Raw genomic sequence first — 26,360 nt, 5'->3', positions numbered from 1 at the left:
CCCGTTGCGGGCAGCAAATCTACTCACAAATCTACTCACACCAGACGACGATGCCCGCGGACGTCGGTGGACATCCGCGGGCATCAGAATCTCGTATCTGCTTGTTTTTACCGGACCTTTCGATCCGATGCCGGATGTTGGCGAACACCCGTGTACAGCAATCTGGCGCCCGAAGCTGGACTCGAACCAGCGACCCCCTGATTAACAGTCAAGTGCTCTAACCAGCTGAGCTATTCGGGCGGGGACGGGTATTTTAGGCGGTGGAGCGCCCGGGTCAAGCAAGGACCTGCAAAGGAACCTGCGATCGGCTGTGACGGCCTACCCGGCTTCGGCGATGAACGGGCAGCGCGTGGGCTCACGCTGGCGTTCGGTCCGGGCCCTGCCGGCGTTGTTGACGATGACGCTGCCCAGGAATTCGCTCTCATTCTCCCCCGTGTGGCAAAGGCGGACGCTCAGGTTGCTGCCGAAGGCCCAGCCGGTGGATTGGAAACGCACGCGCTTGCGGCCGGCCGTACTCCTGAGCTGCAAGCTGTCGTCAAGGCCCTCGAACCTTTGGATCACCATGTCTGCGGTCCGCGGCTGGTCATCTTGGCCGGGATCCTGGTAAAGGATCCAGCCGTTGCTCCAGATCATGTCGTCCCGGCATGTGCGTCCATCGCTACTGGGGCAGACGGTCACCGGCGCATTGTCCTTGACCGCCTGCAACCGAGCCGCGGCAAAGGATGTGGTGAGCAGGTGGTAGGTGCTGGACGCGCGGGACCTCTGCACCATGGCTGCGAAAGAGGGCAGGGCGATCGTCAGGATGATCGCCATCACGGAGAGCGTGACGACCAGTTCAATCAGGGAAAAACCTGCTTCCTTGCGGTTCATGTTTGGCTCCATGCCTGTGGAACGGACAGGTTAGGAGGTGCGTCGAGGGGCGGATATCGGTGGTGCTGGCGGGCTTCCGTGGGGGAAGCCTGAGATCCGTGTCGGAATTCTCCGCGGCGGGCGCAGGGCCGGCGCAGCAAGCGGGCTGCCGCGCGGGCGGCCACGGCCGGGAGCGCCTGCCGGATGCGCGATCAGTTGCCTCCGGACGCGCTGTTCCAGCCCTGGGAGCTTTGAGACACGTGGTCATGATCCTTTGCGCTGCAATAGGTGGTTGCCCATCAGCCGTGCGGCCCCATATCCGTGGACTCGCTAGACTGGCCGATCCGCCTCCCGCCCCCAACCCCATGTCCGACGCCCTCCATCCCGCCAGCTTCCAGCTCGTCGCCCCCTACGAACCGGCGGGCGACCAGCCGCAGGCGATCGAGAAGCTGGTCGAGGGCTTCGAGAGCGGCCTGGCAAGGCAGACGCTGCTGGGCGTGACCGGCTCGGGCAAGACCTACACCATCGCCAACGTGATCCAGCAGGTGCAGAAGCCGACCCTGGTGATGGCGCCGAACAAGACCCTGGCGGCGCAGCTGTACGGCGAGTTCAAGGCGTTCTTCCCGCACAACGCGGTCGAGTACTTCGTCAGCTACTACGACTACTACCAGCCCGAGGCCTACATCCCGTCGTCGGACACGTTCATCGACAAGGACAGCTCGATCAACGAACACATCGAACAGATGCGGCTGTCGGCGACCAAGGCGCTGCTGGAGCGGCGCGACGCGATCATCGTCTGCACGGTGTCGGCGATCTACGGCCTCGGCGATCCCAACGAGTACTTCAAGATGGTGCTGCACATGGTGCGCGGCGAGCGCATCGACCAGCGCGAGTTGATCCGGCGCCTGACCGAGATGCAGTACAGCCGCAACGACACCGAGCTGCGCCGCGGCACCTATCGGGTGCGCGGCGAGGTCATCGACGTGCATCCCGCGGAATCGGATTCCGAGGCGCTGCGGATGGAGCTGTTCGACGGCGAGATCGAGAAGCTGACCCTGTTCGATCCGCTCACCGGCGAAACCCTGCGCACGCTGCCGCGCTACACGATCTATCCGAAATCGCACTACGTCACCACGCGCCGCACCGTGCTCGACGCGATCAACGCGATCAAGGACGAGCTGCCGCAGCGGCTGGAGCAGTTCTACGCGCAGAACAAGCTGGTCGAGGCGCAGCGGCTGCAGCAGCGCACCCAGTTCGATCTGGAGATGATGGCCGAGGTCGGCTACTGCAACGGCATCGAGAACTACTCGCGGCACCTGACCGGGCGCATGCCCGGCGAGGCGCCGCCGTGCCTGTTCGACTACCTGCCGCCCGATGCGCTGCTGGTGGTCGACGAGTCGCACGTGACCGTCCCGCAGATCGGCGCGATGTACAAGGGCGACCGGTCGCGCAAGGAAACGCTGGTGGAATTCGGCTTCCGGCTGCCGTCGGCGCTCGACAACCGGCCGCTGCAGTTCATGGAGTGGGAAGGCCGGTCGCCGCGCACGATCTTCGTCTCGGCCACCCCGCGCGAGTACGAGCTGGAGAAGTCGCAGGGGCAGGTGGTGGAGCTGGTGGTGCGCCCGACCGGCCTGATCGACCCGGAGGTGGAGATCCGCCCGGTGGCGACCCAGGTCGACGACCTGCTCGGGGAGATCAACCTGCGCGTGGCGATGGGCGACCGCGTGCTGGTCACCACGCTGACCAAGCGCATGGCCGAGAACCTCACCGATTACCTCGGCGAGCACGATGTCCGCGTGCGCTACCTGCACTCGGACGTGGACACGGTCGAGCGCGTCGAGATCATCCGCGACCTGCGGCTGGGCAAGTTCGACGTATTGGTCGGCATCAACCTGCTGCGCGAGGGCCTGGACATGCCCGAGGTGTCGCTGGTGGCGATCCTCGACGCGGACAAGGAAGGCTTCCTGCGTTCGACCGGCTCGCTGATCCAGACCATCGGCCGCGCCGCCCGCAACCTCCGCGGCAAGGCGATCCTGTATGCGGACCGGATCACCGATTCGATGAAGCGGGCGATCGACGAGACCGACCGTCGCCGCGCCAAGCAGGTCGAGTACAACACCGAGCACGGCATCACCCCGCAGTCGGTGCAGAAGAACATCGTCGACATCATGGAAGGTGCGCGCCCCGATCCCTCCACCGAGAAGAAGAGCCGCGGCAGGCAGCGCCAGGTCGCCGAGGCCAGCGAGGATTACGCCGCGCTCGACCCGGCCCAGGCCACGGCGCAGCTCAAGGTGCTGGAGCAGCAGATGTACCAGCACGCGCGCGACCTGGAGTTCGAGGAGGCCGCGCAGGTACGCGACCGCATCCGCCGGCTGAAAGACGCGATGCTGGCGGGCTGATCGCGGCCTTGGCGGCCCGGCAAGGGGTCTCGGCAACCCTGATCGTCATTTCCACGCGGGCGGGGGCAGCGGATTCGGCGCAGTCCGCAAAAGCGCGTGGCTTCTGTCGCTCCCGCGCGGCGCATTGTGGTTTCCGGTCGTCGCCCGGGCTCAGATTGGGGCCGGTGCCCTTGGCGAGCGCCGGGAGCCTGCGACGGAGACAGTTGCCAGGGACCTGGCGGCGGCCCGACGCAGGGGCGACCTTCGCCCGCCGGCGACCGGCTTCGCTTGTGCACCGGCGGACCCGCGGGCTAGAATTCGCACCCCTTCGGGCGGTTAGCTCAGCGGTAGAGCACTACCTTGACATGGTAGGGGTCACAGGTTCGAACCCTGTACCGCCCACCACGCTGCGGCGTGGCATATTGGCGCAAGATGATTCGAGGTGGCCGCGGTCAACGCGAGCCGAGCGTGCGACATGGACACTACCATCGCCCATCGCTGAAACCTCACGGGGCTGACGATCCAGGCGCCGCGAGGCGCTTTTTTTATTGCCCGGACAACACCGTGGGAGCGGCGCAAGCCGCTACGGCATGCCGGCAAGGCATCGCGGCTTGCGCCGCTCCCACGAGAATGCCGCTTCCAATACGAACGCCCTGAGTCCAATGATCAACATCACCCTCCCCGACGGCAGCCGCCGCGAGTTCGAACATCCCGTCTCGGTCATGGACGTCGCCCAGTCCATCGGTGCCGGCCTGGCCAAGGCCACCGTGGCCGGCAAGGTCGATGGCCGGCTGGTCGACGCCAGCGACGTCATCGACCACGACGCCGCGCTGCAGATCATCACCCCGAAGGACGACGAGGGCGTCGAGATCATCCGCCACTCCGCTGCGCACCTGGTCGGCCACGCGGTCAAGCAGCTGTACCCGGACGCGAAGATGGTGATCGGCCCGGTGATCGACGAGGGTTTCTACTACGACATCTGGCACGAGCGCCCGTTCACGCCCGAGGACATGGCCGCGATCGAGCAGCGCATGGCCGAGCTGATCGCGCAGGACTACGACGTGGTCAAGAAGATGACGCCGCGCGCGGAGGTCATCGAGACATTCAGGGCCCGCGGCGAGGAGTACAAGCTGCGCCTGATCGCCGACATGGACGACGACATCACCCAGATGGGCCTGTACCACCATCAGGAATACGTCGACATGTGCCGCGGCCCGCACGTGCCGAACACGCGCTTCCTCAAGGCGTTCAAGCTCACTCGCATCTCCGGCGCGTACTGGCGCGGCGACTCGAAGAACGAGCAGCTGCAGCGCATCTACGGCACCGCCTGGGCCGACAGGAAGCAGCTGGCGGCGTACATCCAGCGCATCGAGGAAGCCGAGAAGCGCGACCACCGCCGCATCGGCAGGCAGCAGGACCTGTTCCACCTGCAGGAAGAGGCGCCGGGGCTGGTGTTCTGGCATCCCAAGGGCTGGAGCATCTGGCAGGCGGTCGAGCAGTACATGCGCAAGGTGTACCGCGACACCGGCTACGGCGAGGTCCGCTGCCCGCAGATCCTCGACGTCGAGCTGTGGAAGAAGTCCGGCCACTGGGACAACTACAAGGACAACATGTTCTTCACCGAGTCCGAGAAGCGGACCTACGCGGTGAAGCCGATGAACTGCCCCGGCCACGTGCAGGTGTTCAACCAGGGCCTGCACAGCTACCGCGACCTGCCGATCCGCTATGGCGAGTTCGGCAGTTGCCACCGCAACGAGCCGTCCGGCGCGCTGCACGGCATCCTGCGCGTGCGCGGCTTCACCCAGGACGACGGCCACGTGTTCTGCACCGAGGACCAGATCGAGTCCGAGGTCACCGATTTCCACGTCCAGGCGATGCAGGTCTACGCCGACTTCGGCTTCACCGACGTCCAGGTCAAGCTGGCCCTGCGCCCGGAGCCGCGGCTGGGCGACGACGCCACCTGGGACAAGGCCGAGGAGGCGCTGCGATCGGCCCTGCGCGCTGCCGGCGTGGAGTGGACCGAGCTCCCGGGGGAGGGTGCCTTCTACGGCCCGAAGATCGAGTATCACCTGCGTGACGCGATCGGCCGCACCTGGCAGCTGGGCACGATGCAGGTCGACTTCATGATGCCGGGCCGCCTTGGCGCCGAGTACGTGGACGAGCAGAGCCAGAAGCGCCACCCGGTCATGTTGCACCGCGCCATCGTTGGCTCGATGGAGCGCTTCATCGGCATCCTGATCGAGCACCACGCCGGCAATTTGCCGGTCTGGCTGGCCCCGGTGCAGGCGGTGGTGATGAACATTACCGACGCCCAGGCCGCTTGGGTCCGGGAAGTCCGGAAAACCCTTGCAAATCAAGGCTTCCGGGTCACGGAGGATTTGCGGAACGAGAAAATCGGCTATAAGATCCGCGAGCATACGCTGCAGCGCGTGCCGTACCTGCTCGTGGTGGGGGACCGCGAAAAGGAGAACGGGGCAGTCGCCGTGCGCACGCGGTCAGGGGAAGATCTGGGGACGATGTCCGTCGCAGACTTTGCCGCGCGCCTGGTTGACGGGCACGCAGCGTCGTGAGGTTGTACCCGGTGCGTGGCCGATGGCCGCGCGCCGGCAGGCCCGGACACCGCGGTGTCCGGCACCAGTTTCCTTGGAGATCCACATATCAGTATCCCTGACAGCAAGCAAAATCGCAGGAACCAGGACATCCGAGTACCGCGGGTGCGCGTGATCGGTGCGGACGGCGAAATGGTCGGCGTGCTCTCGCGCGAAGAAGCGCTGCAACTGGCCGAGGACGCCGGGCTCGACCTCGTCGAGATCCAGCCCAACGCCGATCCGCCGGTCTGCAAGGTCATGGACTTCGGCAAGTTCCGCTTCGAGCAGCAGAAGAAGGCCAACGAAGCCAAGAAGAAGACCAAGCAGGTCGAGATCAAGGAAATGAAGTTCCGGCCGGTCACCGACGAGGGTGACTACCAGATCAAGCTGCGCAACATGCGCCGTTTCCTCGAGGAAGGCGACAAGATCAAGGTCAACATCCGCTTCCGTGGCCGCGAGATGAGCCACCAGGAGCTTGGACGCGAGATGGCCAACCGGATCGAGGCCGACCTGGGCGAAGACATCGTGATCGAATCGCGCCCGCGCCTGGAAGGCCGGCAGATGGTCATGATGATCGCCCCGAAGAAGAAATAATCGCAGCCGCAGGCTGGCGATGCCTGCCGTTCCCCTCTCCCGCAAGGCGGGAGAGGGGAAAGGGTGAGGGGCTTTTGACTTTCCACTTCACCGCCCGCCCCCGTGGGGCACCGGTGCCGTGGCCGATACACGCCCCTGCGGGTTCGGCGGCTACCCCTAACCAGATGATTTGCAAGGCAATCGCGGACCCTGCATAATGTGCGGCCCGGTTTTCCGGGTTGTGTGGTAACAGGACCCGTCCGGATCCGTTTGCGGATCAAGGACTTACAAGCCGGCAAGGGCAGGATGGAAAGCGTGGCGGCACCCAGCGTGCCATCGCCACCGCCCGGGCCAGTCGAAGAAAACCCTCAAGGACAACGCAATGCCCAAGATCAAGACGCATCGGGGCGCGGCCAAGCGCTTCCGGAAGACTGCTTCCGGCAAGTACAAGGCAGGCCACGCCAACCGCAGCCACATCCTCACCAAGAAAGCGACCAAGCGGAAGCGCAACCTCCGGCAGACGAACCACGTTCGTGCCGAGGACGCAGGCCGTCTCGATCGCATGCTTCCATATCTCTGAGGAGGGCTGAACAATGGCACGAGTCAAACGTGGTGTGACGGCCCGCCGTCGGCACAAGAAAATCCTGAAGCAGGCCAAGGGCTACTACCACGCCCGTCGCAAGGTCTTCCGCGTCGCCAAGCAGGCGGTGACCAAGGCGCTGCAGTACGCCTACATCGGCCGCAAGCAGAAGAAGCGCAATTTCCGCTCGCTGTGGATCGCCCGCATCAACGCGGCGTCCCGCGCCAACGGCATCAGCTACAGCCGCTTCATGAACGGCCTGATGAAGGCCGGCATCACCCTCGACCGCAAGGTGCTGGCCGACATCGCCGTGCACGACGCGTCGGGTTTTGCCGCGCTGGCCGAGAAGGCGAAGGGCGCGCTCGCAGCGTAAGTTGGTCGTACGCCCGCAAGGCGTCGCATGTGCGACCGCCTTGCGCAGCGGATGTACAACGCAGTACACGCATGGGGAAGGGCGCAAGTCCTTCCCCATGTTTCGTTTTGGAGGGCGGTCTCCTTTCGTGGCGGCTTCCCTCCGATGTCATCCCGAACGCAGCAAGGAATCGGTCGTGCCGCGCAACGCCGGACATGGACCGCTCGCCGCGCTCGGGATGACAGGGTGATCCGATGGCAAGTGATCCGAGGATGCGGTGCCGATGAGTGGAATCGAACAAGTGTCGCAACAGGCGCTGGTGGACATCGCCAGTGCGGACAGCCCCGACGCGCTGGAAGCCCTGCGCGTTGCGCTGCTCGGCAAGAACGGCAGCATCACCGCGCAGCTCAAGTCGCTGGGCGCGCTGCCGGGTGACCAGCGCAAGGCCGCGGGCGAGGCGATCAATCGCGCGCGCGATGCGATCGGCGCCGCGCTGTCGGCGCGCAAGGCCGCACTCGACGAGGCAGCCCTCGATGCGCGGCTGGCCACCGAAACCATCGACATCACGCTTCCCGGTCGCGATGCGGCGCGCGGCGGCCTGCATCCGGTCAGCCGCACGATGGAGCGCATCGCCGACATCTTCGGCCGCCTGGGCTACGAACTGTCCGACGGCCCCGAGATCGAGGACGACTGGCACAACTTCGAAGCGCTGAACTTCCCGCCGCACCACCCGGCGCGGGCGATGCACGACACGTTCTACATCCAGGATGGCGGCAGGCGTCCCGACGGCAGCGGCGTCGCCCGCCTGCTGCGCACCCACACGTCCGGCGTGCAGGTGCGCTACATGCAGGACCTGCTGGCCGGCGGCGGCGCGCCGCCGCTGCGCATGATCGCGCTGGGCAAGGTGTACCGCAGCGACTCCGACCAGACCCACACGCCGATGTTCCACCAGTGCGAAGGCCTGCTGGTCGACGAGCACGCCAGCTTCGCCGACCTCAAGGGCACGCTGGTGGAGTTCGTTCGCGCGTTCTTCGAGCGCGACTTCGAGATGCGCTTCCGCCCCAGCTACTTCCCGTTCACCGAGCCGTCGGCCGAGGTCGACATCGCCTGGCAGCAGCCGGATGGTTCGACGCGCTGGCTGGAAGTGCTCGGCTGCGGCATGGTGCACCCGAACGTGCTGCGCAGCGTCGGCATCGATCCGGAGCGCTACACGGGCTTCGCCTTCGGCCTGGGCGTGGAGCGTTTCGCGATGCTGCGATATGGCGTCGAAGACCTGCGCAGCTTCTTCGACAACGACGTGCGGTTCCTCAGGCAGTTCGCCTGAACGCGGGGATTGGGAATTCGGGATTCGCGAAAGCAGAATCCCGGGCCCCAGCTTTCCCAATCCCCAATCCCCAATCCCGAATCCCGGAATTTCAGAATGAAATTCAGCGAAAACTGGCTCCGCCAACACGTCCACACGACCGCCACGCGCGACGAGCTTGCCGCGACGCTGACCGCGATCGGCCTGGAGGTCGAGGAGCTGACGCCGCTGGGCGAACGGCTCGACGGCGTCGTGGTCGCGCGCATCGTATCGGCGGAAAAGCATCCCGAGGCCGACCGCCTGCAGGTTTGCCAGATCGATGCCGGCAACGGCGTGTTGCTGCAGATCGTCTGCGGCGCGCCCAACGCGCGCGCGGGGCTGGTCGCGCCGCTGGCCACCATCGGCGCGCGGGTTGGCGAGCTCACCATCAAGGCCGCGAAGCTGCGCGGCGTCGAGTCCAACGGCATGCTGTGTTCGGCCAGGGAGCTGGGTATCGACGCCGATGCGTCGGGCCTGCTTGAACTGCCCGACGACGCGCCGGTTGGGGCGCCGCTCGCCGGCTACCTCGGCCTGCCCGACGCCAGCATCGAACTCAAGCTCACGCCCAACCGCGCCGACTGCTTCAGCGTGCGCGGGATCGCCTTCGACGTGGCCGCGGCCTGCGGCAGCGAAGTCACCGCGCTGGACGCGGCGCCGGTGCCCGCGCAGGGCGACGCCGCGCTCGAAGTCCGGCTCGACGCCGGCGCCGATGCGCCGCGTTACGTTGGCCGGGTCATCAGCGGCGTCGACGCCAGCCGCCCGACGCCGGTCTGGATGGCCGAGCGCCTGCGCCGGAGCGGCATCCGCCCGGTATCGCTGCTGGTCGACATTACCCAGTACGTGATGCTGGAACTCGGCCAGCCGATGCACGCCTTCGACCGCGACCTGCTGCACGGCCCGGTCGGCGTGCGCCACGCGCGCGCGGGCGAGGCGTTGAAGCTGCTCGATGGCCGCGACGTGGTGGCCGATCCCGGCTTCCTGGTCATCACCGACGCCGACCGCGCCGTCGCGCTGGCCGGCGTGATGGGCGGCTTCGATACCCGCGTCACCGACACGACGAAGAACGTCTTCCTCGAGGCCGCGCACTTCGCGCCGTCCGCCATCATCGGACGCGGCCGCAGGCTGGGCCTGCATACCGACGCCGGGCACCGCTTCGAGCGCGGCGTCGACCCCGAATTGCCGCGCACCGCGATCGAGGTCGCCACGCGCCTGATCGTCGACATCGCCGGCGGCATGCCCGGCCCCGTCACCGAAGCCGAGCTGCCGGACCACCTGCCGCGGCCGCGCACGATCAAGCTGCGCCGCGCGCGCCTGGCGCGGGTGCTTGGCCTGTCGATCGCCGATGCCGAAGTCGAGCGCATCCTGCGCGCGCTCGGCCTGGGCGTCGATGCTGGTGCCGAGGGCTGGACGGTCACCGCGCCGACGCGCCGCTTCGACCTGGCGATCGAGGAGGACCTGATCGAGGAAGTCGCGCGCATCCACGGGTACGACGCGATCCCGACCACGCTGCCCGGCGGCGCCACGCGCCTGGTCGCGCCGACCGAGACCGAGGTGACGGAACAGGACCTGCGTCGCCAGCTTGCCGCGCGCGACTACCTGGAGGCGATCAATTACGCCTTCGTCGACGCCGGCCTGCTCGCTTCCTGGCAGGTACAGGACGGCGCGGTGCCGCTGGCCAACCCGCTGAGCGCCGAACTGGGCGTGATGCGCACGCAGCTGCTGCCGGGGCTGGTGGATGCGCTGGCGCGCAACGCCGCGCGCCAGCAGTCGCGGGTGCGGCTGTTCGAGCTGGGGAAGGTGTTCGAAAGTGGGGAAGGCCAGCCGCAGCAGGCGCCTGTGGAGACCCTGCGGATTGCCGCCGTGGCCTGCGGCGATGCGTCGGCCGGACAGTGGGGCGTGCCGGCGCGACGGGTGGATTTCCACGACCTGAAGGGCGATCTCGACAGCCTGGCCGCGCTGTCGGGCGTGAAGCTCGAGTACCGGGCGGCGCAGCCGGCCTGGGCGCATCCCGGCCGCGCCGCCGAGGTGCTGTGCGACGGACTGGTCATCGGTGCGATCGGCGAGGTGCATCCGCGCCTGCAGCAGGCCCTGGGGCTCGACCACGCCGTGGAAGCGTTCGAACTCGATCTTGAGCCGCTGCGCCGGCGCGCCGTGCCGCGCGCACGGCCGCTGTCCAGGTTCCCGTCCGTCCGCCGCGACCTCGCGTTCGTCGTCGCGCAGGACGTGCCGTGGGAGGCCGTCGCCGGCACCGTGCGCGCCGCCGCGGGCGAGGCCCTGCGCGACCTGCAGCTGTTCGACCGTTACGTTGGCAAGGGGGTCGAATCGGGTTTCAAGAGTCTCGCCATGGGCTTGATTCTACAGGAGGATTCACGCACTCTGACCGATCGCGAAGTGGATGCGGTGGTGGCCGGCGTCACGGCCGCACTCGAGTCCGCCCACGCGGCACGGATACGCGGATAGGCAGTGGTAATGAGCAACGATCAGTTTTCGGGGGAGCTGAGATGGCGTTGACCAAGGCGGAAATGGCCGAGCGGTTGTACGAGGAGGTCGGGCTGAACAAGCGAGAGGCCAAGGAGTTCGTCGACGCGTTTTTCGACGCCCTGCGCGAGGGCCTGCAGGCCGGTCGCCAGGTCAAGCTGTCGGGTTTCGGCAACTTCGACCTGCGCCGCAAGAACCAGCGCCCCGGCCGCAACCCCAAGACCGGGGAGGAGATCCCGATCTCCGCCCGCACCGTGGTCACCTTCCGCCCCGGCCAGAAGCTCAAGGAGCGCGTGGAAGCGTATGCCGGAGGCGCCCATGCTTGACCCGGGCAGCAACCGCGAACTTCCGCCGATCCCGGCCAAGCGCTACTTCACCATCGGTGAAGTCAGCGAGCTGTGCGACGTCAAGCCGCACGTGCTGCGCTACTGGGAGACCGAATTCCCGAGCCTGAGCCCGGTCAAGCGCCGCGGCAACCGTCGCTACTACCAGCGCCACGACGTGCTGATGGTGCGCCAGATCCGCGGCCTGCTGTACGAGCAGGGCTACACCATCGGCGGCGCGCGCCAGCGCCTGGAAGGCGAGGGCGCCAGGCAGGAGTCGGCGCTGAGCAGCCAGATCATCAGGCAGGTGCGGATGGAACTGGAGGAAGTCCTCCAGTTGCTGCGCCGCTGAAACGGGCGCGCGGCGCTGGCCGCGAAGCCGGTATAATCCGCACCCATCCGGGGTATAGCGCAGCCTGGTAGCGCACTTGTCTGGGGGACAAGTGGTCGTCGGTTCGAATCCGGCTACCCCGACCATTGATCGACGAAGCCCGCCTTGTGCGGGCTTTCGTTTGTCTGGCGGAGGCCGATTCGCTGGTATCCGGCGCGCGGAACCGGTCGGCAGCGAGGCACCCGCGCCGACCTACAATTGCCGGGTTGCCTGTTCAGGAAACCCCATGCCCGCATCGTTTCGCAGCCTGTGCCTGCTCGCCTGTCTCGCCCTGCCCGCGCAAGCGCAGTCGGGTTCGCAACTTGCCGGCACCTCGCCGGCGGACGGACAGGCCATTGCGCAACGCGCGGTGCAGGACGGATCAGTGGCCCCCCGCGGCGCGATCGTCGACATGGACACCGTGGTCGTGTCGGGTGCGCAGCCGGGTCCGGGCATGTGGAAGGTGTCCCGGGGCGACCACGTGCTCTACATCCTGGGCACGCTGTCGCCGCTGCCCAAGCGCATGGACTGGGTTTCGCGCGACGTCGAGGACGTGATCGCGCGTTCGCAGGCGGTGATCCTGCCGCCGTCGCTGGCGGTAAGTTCCGATGCCGGCTTCTTCCGCTCGCTGTTGCTGGTGCCATCGTTGCTGCGCGCGCGCAACAATCCGGAGGGCAAGCGGCTCCAGGACGTGGTGTCGCCGGGCCTGTATGCGCGCTGGCAGCCGCTCAAGGCACGCTACCTGGGTCGCGATCGGGCCGTGGAAAAGCGCCGGCCGATCCTCGCCGCGCAGGAACTCTACGAAGCGGCGATGCACCAATCGGGACTGGAACAGGATGACCGTGTCGGCCAGGTGGTGGAGAAGGCCGCCAAGCGCGCGCGCGTGCCGCTGCTGCCGGCGCAGGTGAAGCTGGTGGTGAAGAATCCCAAGGCGGCGCTCAAGGAATTGAATGCCATGTCGCTGCAGGATGCGGACTGCTTCGCCGGTACGCTGTCGCGGATAGAAGCGGACCTCGGCACGATGCGAATGCGTGCCAATGCCTGGGCGGTCGGCGATATCGACGCGTTGCACGCGCTGCCGTTCCGCAACCAGTACATCGATTGCGTCAACGCGATCACCGAAACCGGGCTGGCGCAGCGGCTGGGATTCGGCGACGTGGTGCAACGGGTCGGCGACACATGGATGCAGGTGGCCGAAGATGCGTTGGCGCGAAACCGCACGACCTTCGCCACGCTTCCGGTCAGCCAGCTGCTGCAGCCCGATGGCTACGTCGAGCGGCTGCGGGCCAGGGGTTACGTGATCGAGGTGCCTTGAGCGCATGCGGGCGACGACCCAACGCGGCCGAGCAGAGGCCGCTGCTGCGCCGAGGTCGTCGCGCTAGCAGTCGCTGCTGGACTGAGAAAGACGGCTGCGGCGCCTGGCAATGCCTCGCCCGATGCGCAGGCCGGCGCGTCACGCTATTCGTAGAGCTTCTGGCACGCCTCGCAGAAGAACGCACGCCGGTGGGCGGCGCCGAAGGACTTCACGTAGCGGATGCGGTGGCGATCGCGCGGACACGTCTGCTTCGTGTGCACCTGGTAGTGCTTCTTCAGCTCGAACGCCTTGCGCCAGCGGTAGAAGTCGAAGCTGTAGTCGCGCGCCTCGCGCACCAGGTCGCCCAGCTTGCGCGCCGGCAGGGCACCGACCCGGCTGCCGGGGTGCAAGCGGATACGGTGCAGTACCTCGTTCTTGATGATGTTGCCGACGCCGGCGAACACGTCCTGGTCGAGCAGTACGTCGGCGACCAGGCGGTCGGGCCTTGCGCGCAGCTTTCGCCGCGCCTGCGCCGGATCCCACTCGTCGGCCATGACGTCACCCGACCAGTCGTAGAGCTCGTCCAGCGGCTCGGAGAGGAAACGGACCGAGCAGGCGTAGAAGTTGATTTCGCGATCGCGGGTGAAGCCGAGCGAGAGCCTCGGCGTCGCGTCCTTGCGTTCGTCGATCAGCCACCTGCCATAGAGCAGGAAGTGGATGCGAATGGTGAACGGATCGAATTCCAGCAGCAGCTGTTTGCCCCAGTTGCGCACGCGTCGCAGGGTCTTGCCGCCGATGTCCGAGATCGGTTGCCGGGAGTTGCCGGCGACCCGCAGCACGCGCTTGCCGGCGAACGGTTGCAATGCTTCGCGCAGGAGGACGAGGGACGGACCTTCGGGCATGGCGGGCGGATGGAGGCGGGGCGTTCGACACTAGGCGGGACGGCGTGAACGCCGCGACAGCCTGACAGGGGATAGCGGACCGGATGACCGATCAGTGGAAGCCGAACGTCGCGATGCCATCGGACCGGGCGATCCAGGTCACGTTGGCGTCGGATGCGTGGTGCGACCCGATCGGCGAGCGTTCGCCGAACAAGGCCCCTGGCGCGCGCCGCGTCGCAGCTGTCGAGCGAGTCGAACAGCGACGACGCTGCGGGTTCCGCCCGCGTCAGCTGGCCGCGGTGTGCGCGGTTTGCCGGGGCGGCCTGGCGAGGCCGGGCCAGCGTGCGAGCAGCGCGGCGCGGATGCCGGCGACGTCCAGGCCCGCTTCTGCCAGCAGGTCTTCGCGGCTGGCGTGGTGCTGGAACGTGTCAGGGAGCCCCAAGTGCAGGATCGGCAGGACCACGCCGGACGCGTTCAGCAGTTCGGAAACCGCCGACCCGGCGCCGCCCATGACCACGTTGTCTTCCAGCGTCGCGAAGCCGTCGTGCGAGCGGGCCAGTTCCAGGACCAGCTCGCGGTCGAGCGGCTTGACGAACCGCATGTTGACCACGGTGAGGTCCAACTCTTCGCCGACCTGTTCGGCTGCCGGCACCATCGCCCCGAACGCGAGCAAGGCGACGCGCGAGCCGCGGTGACGCAGCTGCGCCTTGCCGATCGGCAGCCTATCGAGCTCGGGTTGCACCGCGACGCCGGGGCCGCTGCCGCGCGGGTAGCGCACCGCGGCCGGGCCTTCGAAAAGGAATCCGGTAGTGAGCATCTGCCGGCATTCGTTCTCGTCGGCCGGCGCCATCACCACCATGTTCGGCACGCAGCGCAGGTACGACAGGTCGAGGTTGCCGGCGTGGGTCGCGCCGTCCGGGCCGACCACTCCGCCGCGGTCGATCGCGAACAGCACGTCGAGGTTCTGGATCGCGACGTCATGCACCAGCTGGTCGTAGCCGCGCTGCAGGAACGTGGAGTAGATCGCCACCACCGGCTTCGCCCCTTCGCAGGCCATGCCCGCCGCCAGCGTCACCGCGTGCTGCTCGGCGATGGCGACGTCGAAGTAGCGCTCCGGGTATTCCTTGCTGAAGCGCACCAGGCCCGAGCCTTCGCGCATCGCCGGGGTGATGCCCATCAGCGTGTCGTCGGCCGCGGCCATGTCGCACAGCCAGTCGCCGAACACGTCGGTATAGGTGGCCTTCTTCACCGCGCCGGGCTTCTTCACCACGCCCAGCTCCGGATCGAACGGCGACACCGCGTGGTAGCCGATCTGGTCGCCCTCGGCCAGTTCGTAGCCCTTGCCCTTGGTGGTGATCACGTGCAGCAGCTGCGGGCCCTTGAGCTTCTTCACCAGCTTCAGCGCGGCGACCAGCGCCTTGACGTCGTGGCCGTCGATGGGGCCGGTGTAGTGGAAACCCATTTCCTCGAACAGCGTGGACGGCACGAACATGCCCTTCCAGTGTTCCTCCCAGCGGCGCACGAACTTCGCCGCCGGCTTGCGCTTGTCGCCGAGCAGCTTCTTGCCGCCCTCGCGCAGCGCGTTGAGGGCGTGGCTGCCGGTGGCGCGGCCGAGCATCTTGGTCAGGCCGCCGACGTTCTCGCTGATCGACATGCGGTTGTCGTTGAGCACCACCAGCAGGTCGGGTTCCGGTTCCATGCCGCCGGCGTGGTTGAGCGCCTCGAACGCCATGCCTGCGGTCATCGCGCCGTCGCCGATCACCGCGACCACGCGGCGGTTGTTGCCGGCGCGTGCGTTGGCGATCGCCATGCCCAGCGCGGCCGAGATGGACGTGGAGGAATGGCCGACGCCGAAAGTGTCGTATTCGCTTTCCTCGCGCTTCGGGAACGGCGCCACGCCGCCTGCCTGCTTGACGGTGTGGATCGCGTCGCGGCGCCCTGTCAGGATCTTGTGCGGATAGCTCTGGTGGCCGACGTCCCAGACGATGCGGTCGTCCGGCGTGTCGTACAGCGCATGCAGCGCGACGGTGAGTTCGATCACGCCGAGGCCCGCGCCGAAGTGGCCCCCGGACTTGCCGACCGATTCGATCAGGTAGGCGCGCAGTTCGTCGGCGATCGCGGGCAGTTCGGCTTCGTCGAACTGGCGCAGGTCGGCGGGGGTATCGATGCGCGAAAGGCGCGGGTAGCGCGAAGAGTCGATCATGTTGGGCATTTTCGCCCCCGCCGTCGCGGCGGGCAAGGCGAACGGGCCGTTTGCGCGGGAAACGCGCGGCGGTGCGCGCCTGCATCGCATCGGGAATCGCGGATACGTCGCTGGTGCGCGGAAAACCCGTGCGGCAGGGCGGGGACCTGAATGCCGGTCGCCGGCGCGGCGACCCGCGTGAACGCGACCCTATTTCCCGCGCAGGCGCCCGAACAGGCTGGTCGGCTTGGCCGGCTCGACGGGTTCGGCAGGGGCGTCGGGGACAAGGTCGGCGAAACCGGTGGCGAGGCTGGCATTGACGAAATCAGCTACGTCAGCCACCGGCATGCCGCTGGCCTCGGCGATCTCCGGTAGCGTCGCCGGGCCCTTCATCATCGCGGTGGCGATGCGGAAATGCCTCGGATACTCGCGCTCGGTCTGCGGCCACTTGTTGAGGCGGTAGCGGCCGTCGGGATCATGTCCGGGCAGCAGCGTGCCCTTGCCGGCCAGCAGGGCGCCGAGCCACTGCAGGCGCTGCAGCGGCTGCGCGGCGCCGGCCGCCGCGCTTTCGCGGGCCCAGGTTGCGTCGTCCACGTCCTCGAAGTCCTCGCGCCGCGCCGTGCCCTGGAAACACGCGGCCAGCGGCTTCAGCGCGGAGGGGCCGTGGTAGCTGCGCGCGGCCGGGTCGATCAGCACGGCGGTGCCATCGCTGCAGCGATAGCGCACGCGGCGGTCGAGGGCGCCGGGGCTGAGCCAGTCGTCCAGACGTTGCTCGCGCGGGATGGCGGCTTGCGGTGCGGCGTCCACTGCGGCGGCCTCGGGCGCGATGGGTGCCGGATCGGGTTCGACAGTTGCCGGGGCCGGTTCGGCGACCGCAGCCGGTTCGACGGCAGCACTAGTGTCGGGCGTTTCGACGACGCTTTCCGTCGTTGCCGTGGCGACAGGCGCCGTGGCCGGCGCGGCAGGCGGCGGTGCCGCGGCGCTCACCGGTTCGGCAGGCGCTGCTTCGACGGGCGAATCGGTGACGGGCACGCCGCCCTGGATCGCGATATCGCGCAGCAGGGTCGAGAACGAATCGCTGTCGAAGGGGCGTCCAAGCCGGAAATCGGTCTGCGTGCGCTGCGCCGTGGTCAGCCCGATCACGTGCTTGCCGGCGGCGTGCAGCCGCAGCCAGCTCATCGGTCCGTACATGCTGTCCATGTCGACCATGATGTGCTCGGCTTCCGCTTCGGAAACCAGTTGCCACACGCCGCCGACGCGGGCGTTGGCGTGGATGAAGGTAGCCTTCAGCGCGGTTTCGGTGGCCGGATCCATTCCGGTCAGGCCAAGGGTCAGCGGCATCATCGCAGTCCGGAATTTCGCAACCGATGAGTGTTGCCAAGTGCGCGGCGCGCGTCAACGCGCGTGCTGCGGCAGTTGCTTGCCGGTGCGCGTCAGTTGCTGCCGCGTACGCGGCGGAATCGGGCGGACGGCCGACAAAACTGGGACGCAATGCCCGCAACGGCCTTGCACCGCGCGGCGGAAGTCGGTGAGCTTGCCGTCGGGCACGTCGTCGCCCCAGCACTCGAGGACGCGGGTGGCGCCGACCTCGATGAAGATGGGGTCGTATGCGTCGGCGTGGGCGATGAACGCTTCGCGCCTGGCGTTGGGAACGGCGATCACGAAGCCGTCGATGTAGGACATGGCGGGTCTCCTGTCTGAAGTGCGGGGGCGGGCATGGAACCGTGGCGCGGACGGGCGCCCGGAAGGACGCCCTCGCCAGGATGACGATCGGGCGAGGGCCGGATCGACATCGCCAGCAGGTCGGATGACGGCCCGGCTGCGGCCTGGCCAGCGCATCGTCCCACTGGCTGGAATGCGGCGCAGTCCTGCAGCCGATGATCGCCTTTGGGTGCGAGCAGCCTTCCGCGGCGGTGGCGCAGGCTGTGCACTTTGCCCGTGAAGGTCGGCGCCAAAAGGTGGATGACAAGTGCCGTGCAAACGCGATTCAGGGGCAAGTCCAGCCAGTTCGCGGGAGCGGTCGAAGCTCAGGTGTTTGGGGTAGATTGGCGCGGTCCGTCCGGCGCCAGCGAGCGATCGGCGGTCCATCACAGTCCCAAGGGGAAACTTCATGTTGCAGACACGCAAGTGGGCCTGCCGGCTCGCCGGCTTCACCGTGCTTTTCTTTGCCCTGAACACGGCTGCGTTCGCGCAGGCTAGCCGTACCTGGGTGTCAGGGGTAGGCGACGATGCCAATCCGTGCAGCCGCACCGCCCCCTGCAAGACCTTCGCAGGCGCGATCTCCAAAACCGTCGCGAAGGGCGTGATCAGCGTGCTCGATCCGGGCGGGTTCGGGGTGGTCACCATCACCAAGCCCATCACCATCGACGGCGGCGCCGTGGAAGGCAGCATCCTGGCGACTGGTACCACCGGCATCATCATCAATGCCGGCAGCGGCAGTGTTCACCTGCGCAACCTCACCATCGATGGTGCCGGCACCGGGATCTACGGCGTCCGCTTTATCAGCGGCACCGAGTTGCACATGGACAAAGTGGTCATACGCAACTTTTCAAGGAATGGTGTCCTGTTCGAGCCCAATGGGAGCAGCAAGCTGGTGGTGGTCAACAGCCACTTCAGCAACAACGCTGGCGCCGGGATCCAGTCGACGCCGGGGGTCTCCGGCCTCGGCTTCGTTTCGGTGGTCAACAGCCAGCTGTTGTCCAATGCGCATGGCATCAAGGCGGAAGATCGCAGCGTGGTGTCGGTGCGCAACAGCACCCTGAGCTTCAACACCAACAGCGGATTCCTGGCTTCCAGCGCAGGGCAGGCCGTCGAGGCAAGCGTGGATGATTGCCAGATCACGGACAACGGCGCCGGTAACGCGAGTTCCGCCGGCATCAAGTCCACTGGCGGGCTGGCCAGCGTGCTGATTTCCGGCAACGTCATCACCGGCAACTATCGCGGCCTCGTTTCGCAGTCCGGGGGCGACATCTTCTCGTACGGAAGCAACCGCGTGTCGACCAATATCGTCGATGGCACGCCAAACGGTAACGTCAGTACGCGTTGACCCCTGCGGATCCGGGCGGGATTTTCCTGCCCGGGTCCTCGCACCGCTGCACACTGCAGCGGCACTACGGTTCGAAGCCCGCCCGCTGCGTCCGTCGGTGGCGACCGGCGGCGACTCCGCCGGATCTACCGGTGCCGTCCGGGGTAGTCCGGGACATCAGGACATCGGTCGCCGCGGTCACGCGCTGTGCGGCCAGTGCCCTGCTAGGCTGCGGCCATTGACGTGCCCCTCTCCCCATGCCTGCCGTTCATTCCATTTGCACCGAAACCACGCTCGGCCGGGCAGTTGCACGCCGTGCGTGCCTGCGGCTGTTCCAGCCGGTGCCGCGGCATGTGTTCCTCGTTGCATCGCTGCTGCTCGCCGGCTGCGCGACGCGGGCGCCGCTGGAGGCGCAGCGCACGCCTGACGAGGTGAGTGCCCACATCGTCGCGCGGATGCCGGCCAGGACACCCGATCGCGAAGGCTGGGCGGCCGACATCCAGGTGGCGCTGTTCGCGCAGGGCATCGCGCCGACGCCGGAGAACCTGTGCGCGGTGCTGGCGGTGACCGAGCAGGAATCCACCTTCACGGCCAACCCGCAGGTGCCGGGGCTAGGAAAGATCGCGCGCGAGGAAATCGACCGGCGCGCGGCGTCGATGCACGTACCGAAGGTGCTCGTCGGCGCCGCGCTTCGCATCCGTTCGCCCGACGGGCGCAGTTATGCCGAGCGGATCGAACGCGTGCAGACCGAGCGCGAACTGAGCGCGCTGTTCGAGGACTTCATCGGCATGGTGCCGCTGGGCGGGCGCCTGTTCGCCGGGCTCAACCCGGTGCATACCGGCGGGCCGATGCAGGTCGCGATCGATTTTGCCGAAGCACATGCAAAGGACTATCCGTACCCGGTCGACGGCTCGATCCGGCACGAGGTGTTCACGCGCCGCGGCGGCATGTATTTCGGCATTGCGCACCTGCTGGGCTACCCGGCGCGCTACGAGGCGCCGCTGTATCGCTTCGCGGACTTCAACGCCGGCTGGTACGCGAGCCGCAACGCGGCGTTCCAGGCGGCGGTCAGCCGTGCCTCCGGAATCGAGCTGGCGCTGGACGGCGATCTGCTGCGCCCCGGCGCGCCGCTCGACCAGCCCGGTGCCACCGAGCGCGCGGTGCGCGCGCTCGGGCCGAGGCTGGACATGGGCGACGCGGCGATCCGGCGCGCGCTGGAGAAGGGCGATTCGCTGGCGTTCGAGGACACCAGCCTGTACGCGCGCGTCTTCGAACTGGCCGACGCTGCCGCCCGGGAGCCGTTGCCGCGTGCGGTGCTGCCGGGCATCGACCTGCACAGCCCCAAGATCACGCGCAAGCTGACCACGGCGTGGTTTGCCAACCGCGTCAACGAGCGCTGGAAGCGCTGCATGGCGCGGCGCTGAAGGAGCGGGCCGTGTGGGAAGTAGAGAACATGCCCGTGGACGCGACGATGGGACTCGACAATCCGTTCTGGGCGTCGCTGTGCAGCCGCCATCGCGACATCGCGCTGCGCGCGGGCGACGTGGCGCGCTATCCGGCGGCGTTCGCGCCGTTCCTCGGGGTGGCGGATGCGGGCGTTGCAATGGGCGACGCATTCGATGCGCTGGTCGCGCCGGGCGAAAGCGTCTACCTGCTGGGCGTTGCGCCGGCCGCGGTGCCGGACGGCTGGCGCCTGCAGGCCTTCGATCCGCTGGCGCAGATGGTCTGCGACGCGCCGCTGGAGATGGCCGACGGGCCGGAGGTGGTCGCGCTGTCCGAGGCCGACCGCGACGACGTGCTGGCGCTGACCGCGCTGGTCTATCCGCACTACTTCCGCGAACGCACGATGGAACTGGGCCGCTATTTCGGCATCCGTCACGACGGCCGGCTGGCGGCGATGATCGGCGAGCGCCTGGGCACGGACGCGGCGCAGGAGATGAGCGCGATCTGTACCCATCCGGATTTCACCGGCCGCGGCCATGCGCAGCGGCTGACCGCGATGCTGACCAACGACACCCTGCGCCGCGGCCGCCTGCCGTTCCTGCACGTGAGCCGCGGCAACGAGCGCGCCCTGCGGCTGTACGAGCGGCTCGGCTACCGGCATCGCCGCGCCATCGGCTTCTGGTCACTGGCCCGGGATTGAGCGCGCCGCGGCAACACAGCGTCCGCTTGCCACCTCGCCGCCGTGGACGCAGATTGGCGACAGTCCCCCGCAGGAGCACGACATGGCCGATCTTTCCGCCTTCCCCATCGCCAGCCGCTGGCCGGCGCGGCATCCAGACCGCATCCAGCTGTATTCGCTCGACACGCCCAACGGGGTGAAGGCCTCGATCATGCTCGAGGAAACCGGGCTGCCGTACGAGGCGCACCTGGTGGACATCATGGAAAACGAGAGCCACCTGCCCGAGTTCCTCGCGCTCAATCCCAACGGCAAGATCCCGGCGATCATCGATCCCGACGGCCCGGGCGGAAAGCCGCTCGGCCTGTTCGAATCCGGCGCGATCCTGATGTACCTGGCCGACAAGACCGGCAAGTTCATTCCCGCCGATGCCGCCGCGCGCTGGGAGACGATCCAGTGGGTGTTCTTCCAGATGGCGTCGATCGGGCCGATGTTCGGGCAGGTGGGGTTCTTCAACAAGTTCGCCGGCAGGCAGTACGAGGACAAGCGCCCGCTGGAGCGTTACGTCAACGAGTCGAAGCGGCTGCTGGGCGTGCTCGACGGGCGGCTCGCGGGGCGCGACTGGATCATGGGCAGCGACTACACCATCGCCGACATCGCCACGCTGGGATGGGTGAACAACCTGATCACCTTCTACGAGGCGCGCGAACTGGTGGAGTACGACCGCTTCGGCAACGTCGCGGCCTGGCTCGAACGCGGGCTGGCGCGTCCGGCGGTGCAGCGCGGATTGAAGATCCCCTCGCGCGACTAAGGCAGGTTTGGACAAGGCCGGCTCGCGGTACCGCATCGTTCGGAAGGCGCGACGCGACGACCGCTCTGGGCTGGATCGTCCGCGTCGGCGTCGCCGCGCTTGCGGCGGGCACTGCGCCGCTTGACGGGCGTCGCTGGCGCGGCACCGGCAGCCGGTGGCGGCTGCGCGGCTATTCCAGCAGCCAGCCGAACGCGCGCCGTAGCTCCGCGGTGCCGTCGCGTTCGTACCAGCGGCCGTGGGCGAGCACGATGCGTTCGGGCTCCCACGCCAGCATGCGTTCGACCGCGGCCCTGAGCTGCGGCCGCTGGCGCGCGAAAGTGCGGCGCATGTCGCGCGGCATGGCGCCGTTGGGATCCTGCACGCCGCCCAGCCGGGTGAGCCAGCGCATCCACCCGCTGCCGAGCTTGCCGGGTTCGAAGTTCTCGATGAAATCGGTGAGCACCAGCGTCCGGCTCGGGTGGTGGAAAAACTCGACCTCGGTCATGAAGCTGCCGGCGACCGGCAGGGTGGAGATCGCGCCGTCCCACGGATAGCCGGTTTCGGCGTCGAGCCGATGCGCGGCGAAGTCGATCCGCGCGCCGGCCTGTTCGCGGATGCGCGGCGCCAGCCAGACGCCGGCATCGGGGAAGGCGGCCTTCCATTCGGGGATCCACCAGTAGTGGATGCGGTTGGGGCCGACGATCCAGCGCGGCGTGCCGAGCGTCGCGATCCGGTCGCGCAGCGGAGCGGTCAGCGGCGTGGGCGAGTGCACGAACAGGTCGCCGCCGTGCAGGCGCAGCAGCGTCATCCGGGTGGGGAAGGGCATCTTCGGCCACGGCATGCCGAAGCGGATGATCGGGCCGTCGACGATCCAGGCGTCGGTCGCGATCGGCTTGGGCGTGTTGAGCGGCGGGTAGTCCATCGTGTTGCGGGCCATCGGCGTCTCCGGTCCGGGCTGCCGCGGCATTGTCATGCGGCCGGCGTGGAGGCTGCGTCCGCGGGCGGGCAGCCGGCGCGCTCGCGACGGTGCGCGGCGGAATGTTCATCGCGCATTCGGCCGCCGGTACGCGCGGGACATAGACTATGGCTTCGCGCCTCCTGCAGAGCCCCTTCGACGTGATTCCCACCCGGTTCCGCCTTCCATCGCAGCGGTTCGTGCTGCCTTGCCTCGCCATTGCCTGCCTGCTGCTGGCGGCCTGTCGGCAACAGGCGCCGGCGCCCGTGCCGGCGCCGTCGAAGACCGTGGTGGCCAGTGGCAGCGAGGATGCCGGCGCGGTCAGCAGCGACGCCAAGCCGGCCAGGGCCACACAGGCCGAGTTGCTCAAGGGCACCGACTGGCCGGCGCTGCGGCTGCTGTCGGGCGATGCGTGGATCGATTGCGACCTGGACGGCGCGCCGCTGCCGGGCACGGTTGCCATCGCGCCCGCATCGGAGCCGCCGGCAGGGCAGGCCGAAGCCGCTGCCGCGCCGGCACCGCCCAAGGACGTCGCTGCCGCCGTGCTGGGCGTGACCGATGCCGTCGCCGCGCAATCGTCTTCGACTGCAGCGGAAGATGCGCCCGGCGACAATGCCGGCGAACCCGCCGTCGTGATCGCCGACGGGTCGGCCGACGAAGCGCGCCCGCTGGTCGATCTCGGCTTCCAGGACGTCGAGGCCGCGATGTCGCCCTGCCGCGAACGCGGCGCCGTGCGGCTGCGCTACGAGGGCAAGATCAGCGGCGACTTCACCGCGCTGATGCAGCGCACCGCGGCGATGGCCGACCGGATGGGGATCGACACCCGCATCCTCGACATCAACTCGACCGGTGGCCGCGTCGAAGACGCGATGCCGGCCGGCGACGCGATCGCCGGTTCGCACTGGACGATCCGCGTGCGCGCCGACTCGATCTGCCACAGCGCCTGCGTCCTGGTGCTGGCGGCCGGCGACAACCGCGAGATCGCCGGCAAGGTCGGCATCCACCGCATGGTGCGGGTGGGTTCGCAGGCCAGCACGCGCGCCGAGCTCAGCCAGGAGCTGCGCGAGGTGTACGGCGAGATCAAGGACTACCTGGAGCGCAACGGCGCCTCGGCCGCGGTGGCCGACCTGATGATGACCGTGCCCAACCGCAGCCTGCGCCTGCTGGATGCCAACGAGCTGCGCGAGTACGGGCTGTCCGGCGCAAACGCGGTGCAGGACGACCTCGACCGCATCATCCTGGCGCGCAAGTGCGGCGACGACTTCGTCAAGCGTCGGGATGCGTTCCTGCGCGCGTTCGCCAGTCGCTGCGAGCCGGCGCGTGACCAGGCCGCGATCGAGGCCTGCGCGGTGTCGCTGGGGGGCGAGTTCGGGTTCCCGGATGAAACCTGCGCCGCCGACGGCCCGATGGCCAGCCTGCGCCGCACGGGCCGGGTGTCAGCGTCCGCCACCACCGCCACCGCCGCCGCCGCCGCCGGAGAAACCGCCGCCACCGCCGCCGGAGGAACTGCCGGGCGGGGTGGCTGACGAGGCGATCTGCGAGCTGAGGCTGTCGCCGATGGCGCTGGTCAGGCTGCCCAGGCTGTCGCCGTGCCCGCCCTGGTACCACGTGATCGCGGCGGTGGTCGCGGCCGCGGCGGCCGCGCCGACGGCCAGGGTGAACTTCTTCGTCCACGCCTCCTCCACGTCCAGTGCCACCGCGTACGGCAGCAGCCGTTCGTAGCGCTGTGCATCGAGCATCGGCGGCCCGCCGGGGCCGGGCATGGCGGCCAGTTCGTCGCGTTCGGCGACGTCCAGGTAGCGGCGGAGGCCCTCGATCGCGTCGAGCAGCTTGCGGCCCTCGGGAGTCGGTGCCTTGACCAGGATGGCGAACGCCACCACCACGACCAGCATGGCCAGTAGCACTGGTAGCATCAGCAGGACGCCGGAGCCGAGCATCACCACGCCGACGCCGATCGCCAGCGCAAGCGTCAGCGCCATGATCAGGACTGCAATCGCGATGCTGCCGCCGTGGCGCTTGAACATGCGCGGATTGAAGCGCTTCTCCAGCAGGGCCGAATGCAGCATGCGCGCGTTGCCGATGGTGCTGGCGTTGGAGTTGTCGAGCTCGAGTTCGCGGGCGTCCGCAAACAGCGCATCGAGCAGCCGGCGCGGGCCCGGGACGTCGTCCGGTTCCGTGTCGCTGCCACGCTTGCGCAACAGGCCGAGCGCCTCGCGCAAGCCGAACTTGCCGCCGGCCACGGGCGCGCCGAGGTACTCCAGGCGCCAGCTGCCCGCCTCCGGATCGCCGTCCCTGTGGATGCGCACCTCCCCGTCGACGGCGCTGGCCAGCAGGTCCGACGAGAAGCAGCGGTTGTCGTAGCGCATGCGCCTGACGAAGCGCAGGTCGGCGGGTGAGTAGTCATCCGGCGGGTCGTACTGCACTACCACCACGCCTTGCGGCGGATCGCGGCCGACCTTGCGCCAGCGGACGATGCAGAACACCAGCAGCACCACGAACCCGCACAGGGCGATCAGGACCGCGCTGTTGTCCCTCAGCAGCCACCATGTCTTCTGCGCACGGCTGGGCGCGGTGACGACGCCCTTCGGGAACGACAGCACCACGGTCATGCCTTCACCGGGTGGCAGCGGCCGCGCCAGCGTCCAGCGCGCAACGCCGGGAGCCGGCAGTCCGGCGTCGAAGCCCTGCGTGGTCGATCCGTAGCCGCCGGTGTAGCCCTCGGCCTTCATCTCCGCGACCGGAACCGGGCGTGGCAGGCGCACCTCGACGCTGCCGCGTTCGATCGCGAAGTCCCAGCCGGTGCCGATGGCGTTGAAGTACAGCTCGTCGTGGTCGTCGAAGAAGCCGAGCTGGCGGGTGGTGCGGTAGTGCAGGCGGAACGTGTAGTCGGCCGGCACCTGCAGGAAGTGGTCGTTGCCGGTGTTGATGCGCACGCCGTTGCCGCGGCGTTCGGTGAACCAGGGTTCCGGCCTGCCGTCGCGCTGCACGCCGAGCATTTCGAAGCCGACCACGACGTTGTTGCCCAACCGGTCTTTGTAGCGGGTCGGGAAATCGCGGTAGATGCCGCGGCGGATGGCGGAGCCGGCGGCGTGCACGCGGATGTCCTCGGTGATGTCGAGGCTGCCGTCGGCGCGCACTTCGATCACGCTGTCGTAGGACAGGATCCGTTCCTGCGCGTGTGCCGGCGTGGCGCTGCCCAGCCAGAGCAAAACCAGGCCCGCGGGAGCGGCTATCGCAGCGATGGGGCGCATGGCCAAGCCGATCGCGGCCCTGGCCGCTTC

At 68.3% G+C, this 26,360-nt stretch carries 22 protein-coding genes and 3 tRNA genes; 17 read left to right on the top strand and 8 right to left on the bottom strand.

All coding sequences use genetic code 11. The features are described 5' to 3' along the window. Positions 1-163: 163 nt before the first annotated feature. Positions 164-240, bottom strand: a tRNA-Asn gene (locus H570_RS0109615). Between the two features lie 78 nt (positions 241-318). Next, positions 319-870, bottom strand: coding sequence for a GspH/FimT family pseudopilin (locus H570_RS0109610; RefSeq protein ID WP_169447759.1), 552 nt, complete (start codon positions 868-870; stop codon positions 319-321). 344 nt (positions 871-1,214) lie between these two features. Between H570_RS0109610 and uvrB the strand changes: the two genes are divergently transcribed. The 12 genes from uvrB to H570_RS17090 all read left to right on the top strand — a co-directional run bounded on the left by uvrB (position 1,215) and on the right by H570_RS17090 (position 13,148). Next, the gene (gene uvrB / locus H570_RS0109605; protein ID WP_027080548.1) at positions 1,215-3,248 is read left to right on the top strand and encodes an excinuclease ABC subunit UvrB; all 2,034 of its coding nucleotides are present in this window, start codon (positions 1,215-1,217) and stop codon (positions 3,246-3,248) included. 309 nt (positions 3,249-3,557) lie between these two features. Further along, positions 3,558-3,632, top strand: a tRNA-Val gene (locus H570_RS0109600). Positions 3,633-3,889: 257 nt separating this feature from the next. Beyond that, on the top strand, positions 3,890-5,797 hold the full coding sequence (gene thrS, locus H570_RS0109595; protein WP_027080547.1) for a threonine--tRNA ligase: 1,908 nt from the start codon (positions 3,890-3,892) through the stop codon (positions 5,795-5,797). Between the two features lie 87 nt (positions 5,798-5,884). Continuing rightward, positions 5,885-6,409 (top strand): translation initiation factor IF-3, encoded by a 525-nt coding sequence (gene infC / locus H570_RS0109590; RefSeq protein WP_211219103.1) that lies wholly within the window; start codon positions 5,885-5,887, stop codon positions 6,407-6,409. A 361-nt stretch (positions 6,410-6,770) separates the two neighbouring features. Then, positions 6,771-6,968 carry a 50S ribosomal protein L35 gene (rpmI, locus tag H570_RS0109585; RefSeq protein WP_024889803.1) on the top strand — a complete coding sequence of 66 codons (198 nt, stop codon included), beginning with the start codon at positions 6,771-6,773 and terminating at the stop codon, positions 6,966-6,968. Positions 6,969-6,981: 13 nt separating this feature from the next. Further along, the gene (gene rplT, locus H570_RS0109580) at positions 6,982-7,341 is read left to right on the top strand and encodes a 50S ribosomal protein L20 (RefSeq protein WP_027080545.1); all 360 of its coding nucleotides are present in this window, start codon (positions 6,982-6,984) and stop codon (positions 7,339-7,341) included. A gap of 262 nt (positions 7,342-7,603) precedes the next feature. Continuing rightward, positions 7,604-8,644 carry a phenylalanine--tRNA ligase subunit alpha gene (gene pheS / locus H570_RS0109575; RefSeq protein WP_027080544.1) on the top strand — a complete coding sequence of 347 codons (1,041 nt, stop codon included), beginning with the start codon at positions 7,604-7,606 and terminating at the stop codon, positions 8,642-8,644. A gap of 96 nt (positions 8,645-8,740) precedes the next feature. Next, the gene (pheT, locus tag H570_RS0109570; protein WP_027080543.1) at positions 8,741-11,122 is read left to right on the top strand and encodes a phenylalanine--tRNA ligase subunit beta; all 2,382 of its coding nucleotides are present in this window, start codon (positions 8,741-8,743) and stop codon (positions 11,120-11,122) included. 41 nt (positions 11,123-11,163) lie between these two features. Next, positions 11,164-11,466 carry an integration host factor subunit alpha gene (locus tag H570_RS0109565; protein ID WP_027080542.1) on the top strand — a complete coding sequence of 101 codons (303 nt, stop codon included), beginning with the start codon at positions 11,164-11,166 and terminating at the stop codon, positions 11,464-11,466. Further along, positions 11,459-11,815: a MerR family transcriptional regulator gene (locus tag H570_RS0109560; protein WP_027080541.1), complete on the top strand. Its 357-nt coding sequence runs from the start codon at positions 11,459-11,461 to the stop codon at positions 11,813-11,815. The genes H570_RS0109565 and H570_RS0109560 overlap by 8 nt, the downstream gene beginning before the upstream one ends. A 48-nt stretch (positions 11,816-11,863) precedes the next feature. After that, positions 11,864-11,940, top strand: a tRNA-Pro gene (locus H570_RS0109555). Between the two features lie 140 nt (positions 11,941-12,080). Beyond that, complete coding sequence (locus H570_RS17090) at positions 12,081-13,148, top strand: TraB/GumN family protein (RefSeq protein WP_036135806.1); 1,068 nt, start codon at positions 12,081-12,083, stop codon at positions 13,146-13,148. A 143-nt stretch (positions 13,149-13,291) separates the two neighbouring features. Here the strand turns inward: H570_RS17090 and H570_RS0109545 are convergent, their stop codons facing one another. The 4 genes from H570_RS0109545 to H570_RS18590 form a co-directional block, all read right to left on the bottom strand. Beyond that, positions 13,292-14,029 carry a DNA-formamidopyrimidine glycosylase family protein gene (locus H570_RS0109545; RefSeq protein WP_027080540.1) on the bottom strand — a complete coding sequence of 246 codons (738 nt, stop codon included), beginning with the start codon at positions 14,027-14,029 and terminating at the stop codon, positions 13,292-13,294. 265 nt (positions 14,030-14,294) lie between these two features. Continuing rightward, complete coding sequence (gene dxs, locus H570_RS0109535) at positions 14,295-16,211, bottom strand: 1-deoxy-D-xylulose-5-phosphate synthase (protein WP_027080539.1); 1,917 nt, start codon at positions 16,209-16,211, stop codon at positions 14,295-14,297. A 189-nt stretch (positions 16,212-16,400) separates the two neighbouring features. Next, complete coding sequence (locus H570_RS18205) at positions 16,401-17,531, bottom strand: hypothetical protein (protein ID WP_156899926.1); 1,131 nt, start codon at positions 17,529-17,531, stop codon at positions 16,401-16,403. 54 nt (positions 17,532-17,585) lie between these two features. Then, positions 17,586-17,873, bottom strand: coding sequence for a DUF1428 domain-containing protein (locus H570_RS18590; RefSeq protein ID WP_084500030.1), 288 nt, complete (start codon positions 17,871-17,873; stop codon positions 17,586-17,588). Between the two features lie 427 nt (positions 17,874-18,300). On the opposite strand from H570_RS18590, the gene H570_RS0109520 reads away from it, so the two are divergent. From H570_RS0109520 to H570_RS0109505, 4 genes are all read left to right on the top strand, one after another. Beyond that, a complete protein-coding gene (locus H570_RS0109520) occupies positions 18,301-19,236 on the top strand; it encodes a right-handed parallel beta-helix repeat-containing protein (RefSeq protein WP_051176271.1) in 936 nt (311 codons plus the stop codon). Between the two features lie 308 nt (positions 19,237-19,544). Then, entirely contained in the window at positions 19,545-20,639 is a 1,095-nt protein-coding gene (locus H570_RS0109515; protein WP_027080536.1) for a DUF1615 domain-containing protein, read from the top strand. An 11-nt stretch (positions 20,640-20,650) separates the two neighbouring features. Beyond that, positions 20,651-21,358, top strand: a complete 708-nt coding sequence (locus H570_RS0109510) for a GNAT family N-acetyltransferase (RefSeq protein WP_245559583.1) — start codon at positions 20,651-20,653, stop codon at positions 21,356-21,358. An 82-nt stretch (positions 21,359-21,440) separates the two neighbouring features. Beyond that, a complete protein-coding gene (locus H570_RS0109505) occupies positions 21,441-22,145 on the top strand; it encodes a glutathione S-transferase N-terminal domain-containing protein (protein ID WP_027080534.1) in 705 nt (234 codons plus the stop codon). A gap of 169 nt (positions 22,146-22,314) precedes the next feature. On the opposite strand, the gene H570_RS0109500 is transcribed toward H570_RS0109505, so the two are convergent. Next, the gene (locus tag H570_RS0109500; protein ID WP_027080533.1) at positions 22,315-23,061 is read right to left on the bottom strand and encodes a DUF4336 domain-containing protein; all 747 of its coding nucleotides are present in this window, start codon (positions 23,059-23,061) and stop codon (positions 22,315-22,317) included. A gap of 146 nt (positions 23,062-23,207) precedes the next feature. On the opposite strand from H570_RS0109500, the gene H570_RS18200 reads away from it, so the two are divergent. Continuing rightward, complete coding sequence (locus tag H570_RS18200; protein WP_051176270.1) at positions 23,208-24,605, top strand: COG3904 family protein; 1,398 nt, start codon at positions 23,208-23,210, stop codon at positions 24,603-24,605. On the opposite strand, the gene H570_RS0109490 is transcribed toward H570_RS18200, so the two are convergent. Further along, entirely contained in the window at positions 24,516-26,330 is a 1,815-nt protein-coding gene (locus H570_RS0109490; RefSeq protein ID WP_169447758.1) for a DUF2207 domain-containing protein, read from the bottom strand. The genes H570_RS18200 and H570_RS0109490 overlap by 90 nt on opposite strands. Positions 26,331-26,360 lie beyond the last annotated feature (30 nt).

The sequence above is a fragment of the Luteimonas mephitis DSM 12574 genome, from assembly GCF_000422305.1.
Classification (GTDB): domain Bacteria; phylum Pseudomonadota; class Gammaproteobacteria; order Xanthomonadales; family Xanthomonadaceae; genus Luteimonas; species Luteimonas mephitis.
Note: the sequence above shows the minus strand (reverse complement) of the source record. Positions and strands in the feature narration are given on the sequence as shown.

Excerpts from the sequence above, each read along its gene's own strand:
- H570_RS0109610 (WP_169447759.1), bottom strand. The coding sequence starts at position 870 with ATGAACCGCAAGGAAGCAGGTTTTTCCCTGATTGAACTGGTCGTCACG.
- uvrB (WP_027080548.1), top strand. The coding sequence starts at position 1,215 with ATGTCCGACGCCCTCCATCCCGCCAGCTTCCAGCTCGTCGCCCCCTAC.
- thrS (WP_027080547.1), top strand. The coding sequence starts at position 3,890 with ATGATCAACATCACCCTCCCCGACGGCAGCCGCCGCGAGTTCGAACAT.
- rpmI (WP_024889803.1), top strand. The coding sequence starts at position 6,771 with ATGCCCAAGATCAAGACGCATCGGGGCGCGGCCAAGCGCTTCCGGAAG.
- rplT (WP_027080545.1), top strand. The coding sequence starts at position 6,982 with ATGGCACGAGTCAAACGTGGTGTGACGGCCCGCCGTCGGCACAAGAAA.
- pheS (WP_027080544.1), top strand. The coding sequence starts at position 7,604 with ATGAGTGGAATCGAACAAGTGTCGCAACAGGCGCTGGTGGACATCGCC.
- pheT (WP_027080543.1), top strand. The coding sequence starts at position 8,741 with ATGAAATTCAGCGAAAACTGGCTCCGCCAACACGTCCACACGACCGCC.
- H570_RS0109565 (WP_027080542.1), top strand. The coding sequence starts at position 11,164 with ATGGCGTTGACCAAGGCGGAAATGGCCGAGCGGTTGTACGAGGAGGTC.
- H570_RS0109560 (WP_027080541.1), top strand. The coding sequence starts at position 11,459 with ATGCTTGACCCGGGCAGCAACCGCGAACTTCCGCCGATCCCGGCCAAG.
- H570_RS17090 (WP_036135806.1), top strand. The coding sequence starts at position 12,081 with ATGCCCGCATCGTTTCGCAGCCTGTGCCTGCTCGCCTGTCTCGCCCTG.
- H570_RS0109545 (WP_027080540.1), bottom strand. The coding sequence starts at position 14,029 with ATGCCCGAAGGTCCGTCCCTCGTCCTCCTGCGCGAAGCATTGCAACCG.
- dxs (WP_027080539.1), bottom strand. The coding sequence starts at position 16,211 with ATGATCGACTCTTCGCGCTACCCGCGCCTTTCGCGCATCGATACCCCC.
- H570_RS18205 (WP_156899926.1), bottom strand. The coding sequence starts at position 17,531 with ATGCCGCTGACCCTTGGCCTGACCGGAATGGATCCGGCCACCGAAACC.
- H570_RS18590 (WP_084500030.1), bottom strand. The coding sequence starts at position 17,873 with ATGTCCTACATCGACGGCTTCGTGATCGCCGTTCCCAACGCCAGGCGC.
- H570_RS0109520 (WP_051176271.1), top strand. The coding sequence starts at position 18,301 with ATGTTGCAGACACGCAAGTGGGCCTGCCGGCTCGCCGGCTTCACCGTG.
- H570_RS0109505 (WP_027080534.1), top strand. The coding sequence starts at position 21,441 with ATGGCCGATCTTTCCGCCTTCCCCATCGCCAGCCGCTGGCCGGCGCGG.
- H570_RS0109500 (WP_027080533.1), bottom strand. The coding sequence starts at position 23,061 with ATGGCCCGCAACACGATGGACTACCCGCCGCTCAACACGCCCAAGCCG.
- H570_RS18200 (WP_051176270.1), top strand. The coding sequence starts at position 23,208 with ATGGCTTCGCGCCTCCTGCAGAGCCCCTTCGACGTGATTCCCACCCGG.
- H570_RS0109490 (WP_169447758.1), bottom strand. The coding sequence starts at position 26,330 with ATGCGCCCCATCGCTGCGATAGCCGCTCCCGCGGGCCTGGTTTTGCTC.